This is a genomic window from Gilliamella sp. CG22 (assembly GCF_046635725.1).
Classification (GTDB): domain Bacteria; phylum Pseudomonadota; class Gammaproteobacteria; order Enterobacterales; family Orbaceae; genus Gilliamella; species Gilliamella apicola_I.
The window spans coordinates 258,647-275,779 of record NZ_JBIDFK010000003.1 but is presented as its reverse complement, the minus strand read 5'-3'; the positions used below and the strand labels follow the sequence as shown (position 1 = coordinate 275,779).

Annotated in this window: 11 protein-coding genes; all 11 read left to right on the top strand. The window is 36.8% G+C overall.

What is annotated here, in order from left to right; all coding sequences use genetic code 11:
* Positions 1-14 precede the first annotated feature (14 nt).
* Complete coding sequence (locus tag ACGH46_RS04540; RefSeq protein WP_065558468.1) at positions 15-494, top strand: zinc-ribbon domain-containing protein; 480 nt, start codon at positions 15-17, stop codon at positions 492-494.
* 24 nt (positions 495-518) lie between these two features.
* Positions 519-1,535, top strand: coding sequence for a PhoH family protein (locus tag ACGH46_RS04535; protein ID WP_411604371.1), 1,017 nt, complete (start codon positions 519-521; stop codon positions 1,533-1,535).
* Between the two features lie 17 nt (positions 1,536-1,552).
* A complete protein-coding gene (gene mrdA, locus ACGH46_RS04530) occupies positions 1,553-3,490 on the top strand; it encodes a penicillin-binding protein 2 (RefSeq protein ID WP_411604405.1) in 1,938 nt (645 codons plus the stop codon).
* 2 nt (positions 3,491-3,492) lie between these two features.
* Positions 3,493-4,599, top strand: a complete 1,107-nt coding sequence (mrdB, locus tag ACGH46_RS04525; protein ID WP_267351159.1) for a peptidoglycan glycosyltransferase MrdB — start codon at positions 3,493-3,495, stop codon at positions 4,597-4,599.
* Between the two features lie 14 nt (positions 4,600-4,613).
* Positions 4,614-5,795 (top strand): serine hydrolase, encoded by a 1,182-nt coding sequence (locus tag ACGH46_RS04520; protein ID WP_411604368.1) that lies wholly within the window; start codon positions 4,614-4,616, stop codon positions 5,793-5,795.
* 579 nt (positions 5,796-6,374) lie between these two features.
* Entirely contained in the window at positions 6,375-9,236 is a 2,862-nt protein-coding gene (locus ACGH46_RS04515) for a type VI secretion system Vgr family protein (RefSeq protein ID WP_411604365.1), read from the top strand.
* 11 nt (positions 9,237-9,247) lie between these two features.
* Positions 9,248-11,773, top strand: coding sequence for a hypothetical protein (locus ACGH46_RS04510; protein ID WP_411604362.1), 2,526 nt, complete (start codon positions 9,248-9,250; stop codon positions 11,771-11,773).
* Between the two features lie 2 nt (positions 11,774-11,775).
* On the top strand, positions 11,776-13,134 hold the full coding sequence (locus ACGH46_RS04505; protein WP_411604360.1) for a hypothetical protein: 1,359 nt from the start codon (positions 11,776-11,778) through the stop codon (positions 13,132-13,134).
* A 12-nt stretch (positions 13,135-13,146) separates the two neighbouring features.
* Entirely contained in the window at positions 13,147-14,496 is a 1,350-nt protein-coding gene (locus ACGH46_RS04500; RefSeq protein WP_411604357.1) for a hypothetical protein, read from the top strand.
* 12 nt (positions 14,497-14,508) lie between these two features.
* Complete coding sequence (locus tag ACGH46_RS04495; protein ID WP_411604355.1) at positions 14,509-15,858, top strand: hypothetical protein; 1,350 nt, start codon at positions 14,509-14,511, stop codon at positions 15,856-15,858.
* 487 nt (positions 15,859-16,345) lie between these two features.
* A complete protein-coding gene (gene rpsB, locus ACGH46_RS04490) occupies positions 16,346-17,083 on the top strand; it encodes a 30S ribosomal protein S2 (RefSeq protein WP_065558472.1) in 738 nt (245 codons plus the stop codon).
* The last annotated feature ends 50 nt before the right edge of the window (positions 17,084-17,133 follow it).

Below are 17,133 nucleotides of genomic sequence, written 5' to 3'. Positions count from 1 at the left end.
AAGGAAAGAAAAAAATGCTTATTATATTCGGCTCGAGAGGTCGTGAAGTAAACGAAAAAACAGGGCAATTTAATTGCCCTAGTTGTTGTACACAGCAAAACATCAAAACTGATGAAAAACAACAACAATATACGCAAGTTAAAGTGGCAAGATATTTTACATTGTTTTTTATACCAATATTCAGTTTTCAAACATTAGGAAGATACATTAGATGTAATCATTGTCATTCAGAATATAATGAAAATGTTTTAAAATATGTACCGCCTACATTAGAAGAAGAAATTGGTCAGGATGTTGAGCAAGAATTAAAAAGTGGTACACCAATCTCAATGATGATCAATAAACTAAAAACGCAAGGATTAGATGAACAACAGGCTACAAAACTGGTTGATCAGATAGTATCGGGAAATATTGTTACTTGTCATCATTGTAAAAAGGAATTTTTAAAAGGTGTTGAAAAATGTCCTTTATGTGAAGGATATCTTAGCAATTAACATGAATGATTAGAGGGCTTATCATTGAAAATTATTACACATCAAACCGTGCTTGAACCAGATGATAATCAAAGATTAAATAGTCTTTGTGGCCCTCATGATGACAACGTAAAACAACTTGAACGTCGACTTGGTATTGAAATTAATCATCGAGGTAATCTATTTTTAATTACCGGTGATCAGATTTGTGTTAACGCAGCCGATCAGATTTTAATGTCACTTTATCAACAAACTAAAACCAAAAACAACATTATTGATATTGAACCCGAACACATTCATTTAGCGATAAAAGAATCCGGTGCGCTTGAAAAAATGAAAGAACATCTTCCTGCTTATACTGATCAGCATGGAAGTAAAATGGTGATGATTAAAACAAAACGTGGGGTAATCAAACCAAGGACGCCCAATCAGGCTCAATATATTGCGCATGTTTTAGATTATGATATCTCGTTTGGTATTGGGCCTGCGGGAACGGGTAAAACCTATTTAGCGGTGGCAGCTGCTGTTGATGCATTAGAAAAGCAACTGATTCGTCGGATAGTACTGACTCGACCCGCTGTTGAAGCGGGTGAAAAACTTGGATTCTTACCAGGTGATTTAAGCCAGAAAGTCGACCCGTATTTACGCCCACTTTATGATGCGCTATTTGAAATGCTGGGTTTTGAAAAAGTCGAAAAACTGATTGAAAAAAGCGTGATTGAAGTTGCGCCACTAGCGTATATGCGTGGTCGTACCCTAAATGATGCATTTATTATTCTTGATGAAAGCCAAAACACCACAATAGAACAAATGAAGATGTTTCTAACACGCATTGGCTTTAACTCAAAAGCTGTTATAACAGGGGATATCACTCAAATTGATTTACCTCGTCACCAAAAATCCGGTTTACGTCATGCAATTGAAGTTTTAAGCCAAGTTGATGAAATTAGTTTTAACTTTTTTAATAGTGAAGATGTTGTTCGTCATCCGGTAGTTGCCAGAATTGTCAACGCTTATGAACAGTGGGAACAACAAGAGCATCAATCAAAAAGCAGTATTTAAGGAGTATTATTATCCCTATTACAACAAAAAAAAAGCGAACTAATATTCGGGATCATTCTGCAGAAACAAACTTATTCCTGCGTAGAGCTTTGTTTGCTTTTGTGGTAATTATCTTTTTGATTATTATTTTATTAGTGAATTTAGCGGATCTTCAAATTGCTAATTTTAGTTATTACAGTACTAAATCAAATAATAATCGTATCGAAATTATACCTATTCCTCCTAGTCGCGGCATGATTTATGACCGTAATGGAACGCCATTAGCCAGTAATAATATCACCTATCAACTAAACATTATTCCTGATAAAACCAAAAATCTGAATGAACAATTTGAACAATTAAAAAAAGTGGTTGATTTGACAGATGAAGATATTGAAAATTTCCAAAAAGAAAGACGAAATTATCGCGCTCACAGACCCGTTCCGCTAAAAGAGAACCTTAGTAAAGAACAAATTGCACGATTTGTTGTCGATCAACACAGATTTCCTTTTGCCTCAATTGTTAAAATACAACACCGCTATTACCCTTATGGTGCATCACTAACTCACATTCTGGGGTATATCTCAAAAATAAATAGTCAAGATAAAAAGCGGTTAGAAGAAGAAAATAAAACCAGTAATTATGTTGCGACGCTCAATATCGGAAAAATGGGCATTGAACGCTATTATGAAAACATATTACATGGCACAGCTGGTTATGAAAAAGTTGAAGTTAATAGTCGCGGACGTATCGTCCGACTCCTTGAACAGCATCCACCGCAAGCAGGCGAAGATATCTATTTATCAATAAATCTCAAATTACAACTTTACATCGAAAAACTTCTTGCTGGGCGCAAAGCTGCTGTGGTGGCGATTGATCCCAATAATGGGGAAGTCCTAGCGATGGTATCAAGCCCTAGTTATGATTCAAATGATTTTGTTGGAGGGATATCAAGTGCAAAATATAATGAATTACTTAATGATCCGAACAAACCTTTATTTAATCGGGCTTTATTGGGGGCTTATCCACCTGCTTCAACCGTAAAACCCTTTATCTCTGTAGCTGCATTAAGTGAAGGGGTTGTAACGCCCAAAAGCGTGGTTAACGATCCTGGATGGTGGCAATTACCGGGAACAGAAAGACGTTACCGAGACTGGCTAAAATGGGGACATGGTCGGGTTGATGTACTAAAAGCGATAGAAGAATCAGTAGATACCTATTTTTATCAAGTTGCTTATGATATGGGGATTGATCGTTTAAGTTTATGGATGACTAAATTTGGCTATGGTCAACGCACTGGAATTGATATGTCACCAAGTGAAGAGACACGCGCTGTTATGCCAAGTCGAGAATGGAAAAGTAAACGTCATAAAAAATCCTGGTTACAAGGAGACACTATCCCTGTTGGCATTGGTCAAGGATACTGGACTGCAACACCAATGCAAATGGCAAAAGCATTAACTATCTTAATTAATAATGGAAAAACTTATACCCCCCATTTTTTACTGTATAAAAAGAGTGATATTTTAAATTCCAATGAAGATCAGTTTCACATTGATCCCGTTCAATTTGAACAGTCAAATAATTTAACAGAAGTTAAAACAAATTATTGGGATTTAGCGAAAGAAGGGATGTATAGAGTAATGTTTGGTTCACGAGGAACAGCACGTAAAGTGTATGCTGGCGCTCAATATCAAGCAGCAGGAAAATCAGGAACAGCACAAGTGTATGGTTTAAGAGAAAACGAAACTTATAATGCGAACAATATTCCCGAGCATTTACGTGATCATGCATTATTTATTGCTTATGCGCCTTACGATAAACCCAAAATAGCATTGGCTATTGTACTTGAAAATGGGGGGGGCGGAAGCTCAAATGGTGGTGCGGTTGCACGCAAAATTCTTGATTTTTATCTATTAGGCAATCACTCCACTGATCTCGATGACGCAGCTCAAGATACAGGATATGAAAATTAATTATGAATAACATCAAAAAATCTTTTTGGCAAAAGATACATATTGATCCCCTTTTTTTTCTATTTATAACGCTACTACTCTGTTATAGCTTATATATTCTTTGGAGTGCGAGTGGGCAAAATATCGATATGATACAAAAGCGAGTGATACAAATACTCCTTGGTTTTTTTATCATGATATTTTTAGCTCAATTTTCACCTCGAACCTATGAAAAATGGGCTCCCTATCTTTATATTTTTTGTATTATCATTTTACTGTTTGTTGATATTTTTGGTTACACCAGTAAAGGCGCACAAAGATGGTTAGACTTAGGTGTATTGCGATTTCAACCATCAGAAATTGCAAAAATAGCCGTGCCATTAATGGTTGCTAAATTTATTCATCGTGATGGCTGTCCTCCACCTTTAAAAACCACATTACAAACCTTGGCTATTATTGGTGTGCCAACTTTACTTGTTGCAATGCAACCGGATTTAGGTACAGCTATATTAATTGTCATGTCAGGAATATTTATTATCTTTTTGGCTGGTATTGATTGGCGATTTATCATTGTTGCTGTCATCTTAATTGCTGCTTTTTTACCTATCATGTGGTTCTTTTTAATGCATGATTATCAACGTGAACGGGTGTTAACACTTTTTAATCCTGAGCGAGATCCAAATGGTACGGGTTATCATATTATTCAATCTAAAACTGCCATTGGTTCTGGAGGGATATGGGGTAAAGGATGGCTTGAAGGCACGCAATCACAATTAGAATTCCTACCAGAAAGACATACTGACTTTATTTTTTCTGTAATTGCAGAAGAATTTGGTTTTATTGGTACTATCGTTCTGTTAATTCTTTTTTTATGTTTAATTGTTCGTGGGTTAATTATTGCATCACAAGCACAAACGACATTTGGTCGGATATTATCCGGTGGTTTGATTTTAGTCTTCTTTGTCTACGTGTTCATTAATATCGGTATGGTCAGTGGAATCTTACCGGTAGTTGGTGTACCATTACCTTTAATAAGTTACGGTGGCTCATCATTAGTCGTTTTAATGGCATGTTTTGGCATTATGATGTCTATTCACACACATCGATATATGTTATCTAAAAATATTTAACGGAATTCAAATAAATGAAAAAGAAATTTAAATTATCTTTTACTATCTTGATGCTGTCAATTTGCACATCAGCATCTGCTGATATGCCTTTTCCTATTCCAGCTATTCCCCAATTAAATGCTGAATCTTATATTTTAATGGATGCCAAATCAGGCGAAATTTTAGCGGAATATAACGCTGAACAACAACGTGATCCAGCCAGTCTTACCAAAATGATGACCAGCTATGTAGTTGGTCAAGCTTTACACTCAGGTCGAATTAAAAATGATGATATGGTTGTAGTCAGTAAAGATGCATGGGCAACGGGTAACCCTGTATTAAAAGGATCATCATTAATGTTTTTGGAAGTGGGTAAAACCGTTTCTGTTTCGGATCTTAACAAAGGTATCATCATTCAATCAGGTAACGACGCTTGTATTGCAATGGCTGAACATATCGCAGGTAGCCAAGGTGCTTTTGTTAATTTAATGAATGACTATGCCAAAAAAATAGGTTTGGAACATACCCATTTTGAAACTGTACATGGACTTGATGCGCCAGGACAATATACCACAGCCAAAGATATGGTGTTATTAGGTCGCGCATTGATTCGTGATTTACCTGATGAATATGCGATTTATAAAGAAAAAGAATTTACTTATAATCTTTCTAAACCGCAATTAAATCGTAATGGCTTACTATGGGATACTACATTAAATGTAGACGGAATCAAAACAGGTCATACCCAAGCAGCCGGTTACAACTTAGTTGCCTCTGCTGTCGAGGGTAATACCCGTTTAATATCGGCAGTATTAGGCGGAAGAACCTATAAAGGTCGGGAAGAAGAAAGTAAGAAATTATTAGTTTGGGGCTTTCGATTCTTCGAAACGGCTAACCCTATAAAAGCGAATATGCCTTTATTTACTGAATCCATTTGGTATGGAGATGAAAATAAAATCCAACTAGGTTCAATAGACGGTGCTTATGTTACTGTACCAAAAGGTCGTTCAGCTGATCTACAAATAAAATATGTCATTGATAACTATATTTATGCACCGATAATGAAAGGAAGAACAGTAGGTAAAATACAATTTTTATTAGATGGCAAAGTGATTAATGAACAACCATTAGTGGCACTGCAAAATGTTGCAGAAACTGGGTTCTTTGGATCTGTATGGGATTGGATAGAATTACAGTTTGTAAAAATTTTTAATTAATAGCTTCCTTTTTTAGTTTTGCAAGCTTTGCTTGCAAAACGCTCTATTTATAGCCCTTCATTAATGATTTGATGAAAAAATATCTCCCGTTCTAGTTTCACCTTCCTCCTCAATATTTAAAAAAATTAAAAGCCGTCAATTCACTTTATTTAAATGCGTTTAACATCACTGTATCCATTATCAATAGCAATAAAAAATTAACCTTATTAACAAAATATTTTCAATTTATTTAACAAAAGCTTGCTTAGCTTAACGAATGATCTTATCATTGTAAAATGATTAAGATTATCAAAATCGATAACATAAATAAAAGTTAATTAGGGATAGTATGGATATTAAGGAGTAGTTGTGGTTCGTTGTTTAGTGCTATCAGATAACCGATTACCTATTTACGGTAATTTCTGTCATTTTCATGATGATTTGTATCTCAACTTACAATCATTATCACATCAATTTCTTGATTCTTTTCTGATTATCGATGTCCCCAATTACTCCAACTTAATCAACCAAAATCATTATTACCTAAATAACGTTGGAAAGCTGATTAATCAGTTTGATACATCAGGAAAGGAGTAACCCATGGCGAACAAAATAACTACCCTTATCAATCAAGTCGGTGAAGGTTTACTGAATGAATTAACGGGCGAGGTAAGCCACAATCGCTACACCTTAACGGTTGATAATCTGATTTCGCCGGTTTCTGTTTTACACGTACAAGGTGATGAACAGCTCAACCAGCCATGGCATTACACCATTGACTTCACCAGCCCTGATAAAACCTTATCGCCCGATGATATACTCAACCAAAAAGCGTCATTTTCCTTTAATCCTGCGGTTAAAAATGTGCTGGCAACGGCGATTCGTTCCTTAAGTGACCTGCCTGTCGAGAGTGACTTACGCAAAATATATGGTGCTATCACCCGTTTTAGTTTGTTATCGGTCAGTAAAGAGCAGGCACATTATCAGATAGTGTTATCGCCTCGTTTAGCCAGATTAGCTTTAAATCGCAATAATGCGATATACCAAAACCAAAGTGTGATTAGTGTGGTAGAAGAAGTGCTGCGCAGTCATGGTTTTACCGGCATCGATTACCGTCTGGAATTAAACAGCAGCTACCCGGAACGTGAATTTATCACCCAATGGCAGGAAAGTGACTTAAGCTTTATTCAGCGTCTGCTGGCAGATATTGGTGTCTGGTTTCGATTTGAAACGCATGCTGAGCACAATTGTGATGTGATGGTGATAAGCGATTATGAACAAGGATATGAGCAGGTCAGCGATATTGATTACCGGTTACCGAGCGGGACGCTGGATGGCGGCGCAGAAAGTATCTGGGATATCCGGTTACGCAGTCGGGTGGTGGAATCATCGGTTAAAGTGCAGGATTACAACTACCGCGATGCGAAAGCGAATTTACAAGGTGATGTGAACAGCCAGCCAAAAGACAGCACCACCTATGGCACGGATTACCGTTATGGCGAACACTACAAAGGGCTGAAAAGTAACGGACAGGCAGATAAGCTAAAAGGTGAGGCAGATAACGATAACGAAGACTCAACCGACCCGAATAATATAACAGAAAGCGGACAATGGTATGCCCGAATACGGCACGAACAGGCAATCAGTGAAAAAATCGTGATTAGCGGTAAAAGCAACCGCTATCACCTGACACCGGGGCAACGTATACAGATTAAAGGCAGTCCGTTAGTTGATATTGCTGACGGGGTGATAATATTAAGTGTGGAAGGGCAAGGCAACCGCACGGATGCTTACGAGCTGCATTTTACCGCTATCCCGTATCAGGTATTAAAACCATACCGCCCCAAACCGATAGCCTGGCCGCAAATCGGGGGGACTTTACCGGCACGGGTGACCAGTCCGGACAATGACACCTACGGCTATATTGATACCCAGGGTCGGTATCGGGTGAAATTTAACTATGACCTGAAAGCGTGGAAAGCCGGCAATGAAAGTTTATGGGTAAGACTGGCAAAACCCTATGCCGGAGGCACTTATGGCTTTCATTTTCCGCTAATAGACGGCACGGAAGTCGCCATGGCATTTATGGACGGCAATCCTGACCGCCCGTATATTGCCCATGCCCTGCATGACAGTGCCCACCCCGACCATGTCACGACAATAAACAAACACCGTAATGTGATTCGCACCCCCACCAATAACAAATTGCGCATGGATGACAAACGGGGACAAGAGCATATCAAGCTGGCGACCGAATACGGCAAAACGCAACTTAATCTGGGTCACTTAGTCAACCAAAAAAAAGCGTTACGGGGTGAAGGGTTTGAACTGCGCACTGATGAATGGGGGGCGATAGCGGCTGAAAAAGGCTTATACCTGACCAGCCAGACCGAGCCGAAAGCGCAGGGCAAACAGCTGGATATGCAAGATGCGATTGCGCAACTAGAAAACGCCTTATCGATTGCTAAATCACTGCAAAATGCCGCCAGTCAAGCCGAAGCCCACGGCGCTGACACCGACAGCCAAGACCAGCTCAAGGCAAACTTAACTGAGCTGGCGCAAAGTGGCATATTAGCTTACGCTCAGCAAGGTATTGCGTTAACCAGTCCTGAAAACATCCAGTTATCAACCGGTAACAGCGTAAGTGTCACCGCTGAAAAGCAGACTGATATCACGGCATTAAAAAACATCACACTAACATCGGGCGATGCGATAGGGTTATTTGCTCATAAATCGGGGATGAAGGTCTTTGCCAACCAAGGGGATATTGAAACACAAGCCCAAAATGCCAACCTGAATATGGCGGCTAAACAAGATGTCCACATTGACAGTGTAGACAGCAAAATGACATTAAGCGCAGACAAAACAATCGCCTTAATGTGTGGCGGTTCATACATTGAAATTAGCGAAAAAGGCATTGTACTGGGCACACCGGATAATGTGTACATGAAATGTAATGCGATGCAAAAAATGGGACCAAAAACATTAAATTACGAACCAATAAATGTACCTGCATTATTTACAGAACAAGACATGCAAGAAGGTTTAACGTTGATCTTAGAAACTGAAGATGGCTATCGAATCCCAATGACCAAGTATGTTGTACGGTTTAAAAATGGCGAATTAAGGCAAGGAAGATTAGACCGTGAAGGAAAAGTTGTATTAAAAAATGTGCCACAAGGAATGGAATATGCTTATGCCTATCCAGATCAAGACGATATTTTAGCTAAAGCAAATGCACAGCGATTACATAATGCAATAGAAGCCGGAAACGCAGAAAAAATGATTGATTATTTGTGTTTTGCGGAAGAAATTGTTGCAAAAACAATTGAAGTTTATAAACAAATCTATCATCAAGATCTGGTTAAAAATATAGAAAAATCAATTGGTAATTACAATAACCGGAAAGATCTCATTAATTTTCTATTAGCTAAAGCTAATTCAATCAATAAAAACAATTAGGATTTAAAACAATGGATACTGTAGAGGATTATATCATTGTTGCTAGCCCTTCTTTAAGGTATGTAACACCTAATAGGACAATGTCCTTTTATTTAAAAAAAGTCAACCCCAATGCTAAAGATGTAAAAGACTTATTTATTAGTTGGGTATGTAATAATCATACAAATAGAGAAAAAAGGAAACAGAGTGTTTTTTTTGGACCACGTGGTGGTCCCGAATGGCTTAATGCAAAATGGAATGGGGTTGGTGTACATACTGTAATGTGTTTCGTCAGTGAATCGTTGGGTGGTAAAGTCAAAACTTATCAGTATGTACAACATGTGGTGAGTCAAGGGGATTGCTTGAGCTATGACCCAGCGACATTTGAAGAAACTGAAAACCCATTTGAATTTATCCACAACATTAAAAAACAAAATAATATAATTGAGACTTTAGAAAAATACAGTGAATTGGATGAAGAACAACAAGAAAAATATAATGAACGCAAAGAAAATAGGAAACAATTTTGCGATAAATTAGAATATTTGTTAGAAAAAATACCATTAAGTCACAGAAATCATTTCAAAATGATGAGTGCCAGACACTATTCGTATGAATATCCTGATACCAACTCAATCCTACTACAAGTATGTTATTTTTATCATGAAAAAACAGTTTATTTATTAGATTGGACTAATCCCGTACAACAAGGGTGGTGTGGTGTATTTGAAGGTAAGGGAGATACAGAACAAGCTGCTCTGCTAGATGCCTTAGATGAATGGGAAAGTGATAATCGTTATCCAGAGGGCATATTAAAATGTCGATATTTAAGTGTTAGTCATCCAACACTTGAAATCCCTAAATATGATGGTGAAGGGTTACTTGTTTGGACTATAGAAGATCATAATTTTACTGAAGAATACCAATTTTCAACTGACGGCAAAACTTGGCTTGACAGTATTTCAACTGCTCTCACTTATCTTGCATTTGGTGCATTAATTGTTGCCGGCGCAATAACATTGTTTGTACCTTTGGGGCAGGTAGCAACAGCAACATTATGGGGTTATGCGGCAGTAATATCGGCTACTGCAGGTATTAGCTCATCAGCTATCAATATAACGCAACGTTATAATAAAGGTTTTAGTAATTGGAAAGATGATGGTTTTGATGCATTAAATATTGTTGGCAATATGTTAGGCGCTGGTGCGGGGCTAGCCTTGGCGAAATGGGGACCGCTTAAATTTTTATCCCAAGTAGGTACGAATACCATGAAAGTGAATGCCATTAAAGCGATGTTAATTGGTGAAGTAACGGCAAATGGTGTGCAAGGTATAATGATTTCTACCGATATTGCGTCAGCTATTTACACAGTAATAGAAGATAAATCGCTTCCTGCTGATGAAAAACTATCTCAAATTATGAGTTTAATTGGATCAGGGATGGTAACTGGCGCGTTAGTTTATCTCAATTTAAAAAACACTAAAGCAAATTTTGATTTTATAAAGAAAGATTCGAATTTAGTTCAAAAACTAAGTCGAGAAGAAATCGATGCCTTTATAAACGATCCAAATAGCATCATTATAGATCAACTAACAGAAATAGAAAAAAAATCAACAGGAGTTGCGCTACCAAAAGTTGAATTAGCCGATATGCCGATGCGTGTCTCTGTTAAACAGTTGCAAGAGCAAAATTTATTACCATTAACGAATAATACAACTATCTCAATTGCTAACAACAATCTACCGAATGTTGTCATTCCTCCTGCTAATTATTTTCGGATATTAAATAGCCAAATTAAAAGAGAATTTTTCTTATCTAATGAACTTAATAAGCATATTAATTTAACTGATCCCTTCCAGGCAACAAGAGTCGCATTATTAAATTCAAACCCAGAAGGCAAAATACAAATCTTAGCCAGAAATGGTGATCAAAAGATCAGTAAAACGGTCGTTAATACCCGTATATATGAAGATAAACGTAGTAATCTACAAAGTTTTCAGGCGGAGCTTAGGGAACGCATACATGAAGTAAAAGGCTTGAAAAATAAGGTTGCTGCTTCAAAGGCAACTTGTACTATTCATGGCATTGACTTTGAAAGTGCTAAGGAATTTAATAACTTACCCTTTACGTTAAACGATGCGCTAAAAGCAAAGGTTGTTGTACAAGGCGAATTTACGGGTCAATCGGCGCCAATTAAGGTGGTTGATATCAAAGGGTATATTGCAACTTTGAAAAATTATTATCCTGACAAAAATATAGATAAAGCGACGGAAAGACTGATTGAAAAATATCTTATAAAGCATAAAGATAATTTGTCAAATTTTGATGGAATGCCTGGGGCGCATGCTGAAATATTGGCAGTAGATGATGTGTTTAAACAACTGCGCATGAAAGGTTTAACTCCAGAAGATTTTTTCAACGAGATTGACGTTTACACTGTCTACATTAAAACCCCAAAAAATGAAGAACAATTTTTACAACCATTTGTAGCCTGTCGTAATTGTAGTGGTATATTAGATCCACTTATTAACGTGGTAACGAAGCGAAAAGGAGAGTAAGCATGAGTAACAGAACCGATATTAAACCGTTTGATTTGCCGGTACGGGTCGAATTGAGCCATTTACAGCTTATTCAAGGCTTTTATTTTTTAAATGATGTGTTATTTAGTGGGTTGGCTTATGACCATCGAGAACAAAAATTGCATAAAGTGTACCAAATGACCGAAGGTAAAATTACGGGGGAACAAGCGTTTGGTTTTTATCAGCACAGCAGTGGGGTAAAAATCGATTTTGCGGTGATAGAAGATGATGTGGATTATGAATTTGATGATCCTGTCTATTATCAAGGTGAGTTGTTAAACGGGGTAACTTATGAATACTATGACGGTTTTGTGTGTGTCGAGTCATTGTGGATTGATGGTTATGAAGTTGAATGGATTAATTGGTATGTCGATGGCTCAGGATTAGTGCGCGAATATCAGGCTAATTACGAAGAGTCAAGAAGTGTATTTAAGTGGGATTATAAACGGCTGATTAGCGTTGATTGTACTAAAGGCGATATTAACAACCGATCAAGTTTCTGTATAAGTGTAAATGAGCAAAATCAGATTAATTCTTTTGTTTTAGATACCAAAGATACAGCAAGCTTTGAAAAACTGGTTCAGTATGATGATCTTCCGTTACCGGCTAATAGTTTATCAGGATTACTGGCTTATTACCCTTTGGCTGAAGAAGTAAGTCTTAACATTTTTAGTGATGAAAACTTTAAATATTTTGCTGCGCGCACTAATTTTCAGCCCGTTAAACGATTACGAATAGTAACAGAACATTTGTCATTAGCCTTGTTAACAAAATCGATGGATCTGCCGCAGTTAACTTGGTTATTTTTTGACGAATATGGTATTAGCGATTATAGCTTAGAAAGCTTGCCAGAAGATGAGCGATTGATTAAACAAAAGGAGTGTGATACACGTAACCATGCACTTATCACATTATTGTTAGCAATACAGGCTAAATATCATTGCGAAATTCAGTTAAATGCCAATTCGGGTATTATGTTTCGCTATATTGATACTCAAGGTGAACTAATGATGGATGTGAATCAACATGATTTTAGTTATTTATTAGATCTGTTACCGAACGATAAAATAGTGGATTTGCGTTTACGTCAATGTAAATACCCAATTGTTTTATTAGAAAAGCTTAGTCGGCTGACGCATTTAAAAAAAATCTCCATTAGAGAAGGTGTTTCGCGTTTTGACGGTGATAATCCATCCGAAGCGGAATTGGCACTACGGAGTAATGCACGTAATCAAGCATTATGGGGATTGTTAAAAAATCTGCAATTAAAATTGCATTGTGATATAGAGCTTATTTCAGAAACATCCGAAGTATTTAAAGAAGACTATCAAGGTGAATAGACAGAGTAAAACATGATTAATGTTGAGTTGAGTGATTTGCCGGTACGGGTCGAATTGAGCCATTTACAGGTTATTCAAGGCTTTTATTTTTTAAATGATGTGTTATTTAGTGGACTGGCATATGACCATCGAGAACAAAAGTTGCATAAAGTGTACCAAATGACCGAAGGTAAAATTACGGGGGAACAAGCGTTTGGTTTTTTTAAGCACAGCAGTGGGGTAAAAATCGATTTTGCGGTGATAGAAGATGATGTAGATTATGAATTTAGGAATTTAGTCTATTATCAAGGAGAACTGTTAAACGGGGTAACCTATGAATATTGTGATGGTTTTGTTTTAAGCGAATCATTATGGGTTGATGGCTGGGAAGTAGAATTGATAACTTGGTATGTTGATGGTTCAGGGTTAGTGCGCCGCTTTGAGTTAGATTACGATGAAAACAGAAGCAATTTTAAGTGGGATTATAAAAGGCTAATTAGCGTTGATTGTACTAAAGGCGATATTAACAGCCGATCAAGTTTCACTATAAGTGTAAATGAGCAAAATCAGATTAATTCTTTTGTTTTAGATACCAAAGATACAGCAAGCTTAGAAAAACTGGTTCAGTATGATGATCTTCCGTTACCGGCTAATAGTTTATCAGGATTACTGGCTTATTACCCTTTGGCGGAAAAAGTAAGTCTTAACATTTTTAGTGATGAAAACTTTATATATTTTGCTGCGCACACTAATTTTCAGCCCGTTAAACGATTACGAATAGTAACAGAACATTTGTCATTAGCCTTGTTAACAAAATCGATGGATCTGCCGCAGTTAACTTGGTTATTTTTTGACGAATATGGTATTAGCGATTATAGCATAGAAAGCTTGCCAGAAGATGAGCGATTAATTAAACAAAAGGAGTGTGATACACGTAACCATGCACTTATCACATTATTGTTAGCAATACAGGCTAAATATCATGGTGAAATTAAGTTAAATGCCAATTCGGGTATTATGTTTCGCTATATTGATACTCAAGGTGAACTAATGATGGATGTGAATCAACATGATTTTAGTTATTTATTAGATCTGTTACCGAACGATAAAATAGTGGATTTGCATTTGCGTCAACGAAAATTTCCGATTGTTTTATTAGAAAAGCTTAGTCGGCTGACGCATTTAAAAAGATTATGCCTTGAAGAAGGTGTTTCGCGTTTTGACGGTGATAATCCATCCGAAGCGGAATTGGCACTACGGAGTAATGCACGTAATCAAGCATTATGGGGATTGTTAAAAAATCTGCAATTAAAATTGCATTGTGATATAGAGCTTATTTCAGAAACATCCGAAGTATTTAAAGAAGACTATCAAGGTGAATAGACAGAGTAAAACATGATTAATGTTGAGTTGAGTGATTTGCCGGTACGGGTCGAATTGAGCCATTTACAGGTTATTCAAGGCTTTTATTTTTTAAATGATGTGTTATTTAGTGGACTGGCTTATGACCATCGAGAACAAAAATTGCATAAAGTGTACCAAATGACCGAAGGTAAAATTACGGGGGAACAAGAATTTGGGTTTTATCAGCACAGCAGTGGAGTAAAAATCGATTTTGCGGTGATAGAAGATGATGTGGATTATGAATTTGATGATCCTGTCTATTATCAAGGTGAGTTGTTAAACGGGGTAACTTATAAATACTATGACGGTTTTGTGTGTGTCGAGGCATTGTGGATTGATGGTTATGACGTTGAATGGATTAATTGGTATGTCGATGGGTCAGGATTAGTGCGCGAATATCAGGCTAATTACGAAGAGTCTAGAAGTGTATTTAAGTGGGATTATAAACGACTAATTAGCGTTGATTGTCGTAAACAAGATATTAACAGCCGATCAAATTTCTCTATAAGTGTAAATGAGCAAAATCAGATTAATTCCTTTTATTTAGATACTAAGGATACAGCAAGCTTAGAAAAACTGGTTCCATATAATGATCTTCCGTTACCTGCTAATAGTTTATCGGGATTACTGGCTTATTACTCTTTGGCTGAAGAAGTAAGTCTTAGTATTTTTAGTGATGAAAACTTTGAATATTTTGCTGCACACACTGATTTTCAGCCCGTTAAACGATTACAAATAGCAACAGAACATTTGTCATTAGCCTTGTTAACAAAATATATGGACTTGCCACAGTTAACCTGGTTATTTTTTGATGAAAGTGGTTGCAGTAAATATCGGCTAGAAGAATTGCCAGAAGATGAGCGATTGATTAAACAAAAGGAGTGTGATACGCGTAACCATGCACTTATCACGTTGTTGTTAGCAATACAGGCTAAATATCATGGTGAAATTCAGTTAAATGCCAGTTCGGGTATTATGTTTCGCTATATTGATACTCAAGGTGAACTAATGATGGATGTGAATCAACATGATTTTAGTTATTTATTAGATCTGTTACCGAACGATAAAATAGTGGATTTGCGTTTACGTCAACGAAGATTTCCGGTTGCTTTATTGGACAAGCTGATTGGGCTGACGCATTTAAAAAAAATATGTCTTGAAGAAGATATTGCGAATATTTTTGATGAAAAGCCATCAGAAGTGGAACTGGCACAACAGTGTAACGCGCGTAATCAGACATTGTGGGCATGGTTAAATTCGCTACAGTTAAAATTGCATTGTGATATAAAGCTAGTCTCAGAAACATTAGACGTTTTTGAACAACGCTATCCTGGTGAATAGACAGAGTAAAATATGATTAATGTTGAGCTGAGTGATTTGCCGGTACGGGTCGAATTGAGCCACTTTAAAATAAAAAAACGATTCAAAAAAAATCATTTTTTAATAAAAATAGCGTAATAAAAAATGTGGATTATGCATTATTAAATTATGAAATGAAATTGATGGTATCTAAAAATTATATTTAAGGCGTTAATCGATAACTTAATCCTCATTTATTATGACTGTAAATCTTTTTTTGCCAATAAAAATCACATCGATATAAATAAAACTAGCAATATTTATCTAAATATGGTATAAAACGCGCGCTACTTTCCACATTCATTTTTCAAAAAAATCGTTGTGAGAGTCAGCACAAATTTTAAACTTTAATTAACGTTATAACACACACATATCATTACTCTTTTCCGGGGTGCCTTTTGTTTTATGCAATAAGGTCGGTTAAAGCGGGTATGTGGAGGCATAACCCCAACGTCAAAATGAGGAAATCATGACTACAGTATCAATGCGCGATATGTTACAAGCAGGTGTACACTTTGGACACCAAACCCGTTATTGGAACCCAAAAATGAAACCATTTATTTTTGGTGCGCGTAACAAAGTTCACATTATCAACCTTGAAAAAACAGTACCAATGTTTAACGAAGCGTTAGCTGAATTAAATAAAGTGGCTGCACGTAAAGGTAAAATTTTATTTGTTGGTACAAAACGAGCAGCAAGCGAAGCGATTAAACAAGCCGCTGAAAGCTGTGGACAATACTACGTTAATCACCGTTGGTTAGGTGGTATGTTGACTAACTGGAAAACAGTACGTCAATCAATCAAACGTCTTAAAGATTTAGAAACACAAGCTAGTGATGGTACATTTGACAAATTAACCAAAAAAGAAGCACTAATGCGTGCTCGTGAAATGGCTAAATTAGAAAATAGCTTGGGTGGAATTAAAAATATGGGTGGCTTACCCGATGTGATTTTTGTTATTGGCGCAGACCATGAACATATCGCTATCAAAGAAGCTAACAATTTAGGTATTCCAGTCGTTGCTGTTGTTGATACCAACTCAGATCCAGATGGTATTGATTACATCGTTCCAGGTAATGATGACGCAATTCGTGCAATTCAATTATATGCAAATGCAGTTGCGGAAGCCGTTCGTGCTGGTCGTGAACAAAATCAATCTCCAGTATCTGAAGAAAGCTTTGTTGAAGAAGCTCCAGCAGCAGAGTAATAAACTCAAATATTTTCAGGGTCGATAATATAAATAATCGACCCATTCTA

Coding starts and splice junctions, on each gene's coding strand:
- ACGH46_RS04495 (WP_411604355.1), top strand. CDS start 14,509: ATGATTAATGTTGAGTTGAGTGATTTGCCGGTACGGGTCGAATTGAGC.
- ACGH46_RS04500 (WP_411604357.1), top strand. CDS start 13,147: ATGATTAATGTTGAGTTGAGTGATTTGCCGGTACGGGTCGAATTGAGC.
- ACGH46_RS04515 (WP_411604365.1), top strand. CDS start 6,375: ATGGCGAACAAAATAACTACCCTTATCAATCAAGTCGGTGAAGGTTTA.
- ACGH46_RS04505 (WP_411604360.1), top strand. CDS start 11,776: ATGAGTAACAGAACCGATATTAAACCGTTTGATTTGCCGGTACGGGTC.
- ACGH46_RS04540 (WP_065558468.1), top strand. CDS start 15: ATGCTTATTATATTCGGCTCGAGAGGTCGTGAAGTAAACGAAAAAACA.
- mrdB (WP_267351159.1), top strand. CDS start 3,493: ATGAATAACATCAAAAAATCTTTTTGGCAAAAGATACATATTGATCCC.
- ACGH46_RS04520 (WP_411604368.1), top strand. CDS start 4,614: ATGAAAAAGAAATTTAAATTATCTTTTACTATCTTGATGCTGTCAATT.
- rpsB (WP_065558472.1), top strand. CDS start 16,346: ATGACTACAGTATCAATGCGCGATATGTTACAAGCAGGTGTACACTTT.
- ACGH46_RS04510 (WP_411604362.1), top strand. CDS start 9,248: ATGGATACTGTAGAGGATTATATCATTGTTGCTAGCCCTTCTTTAAGG.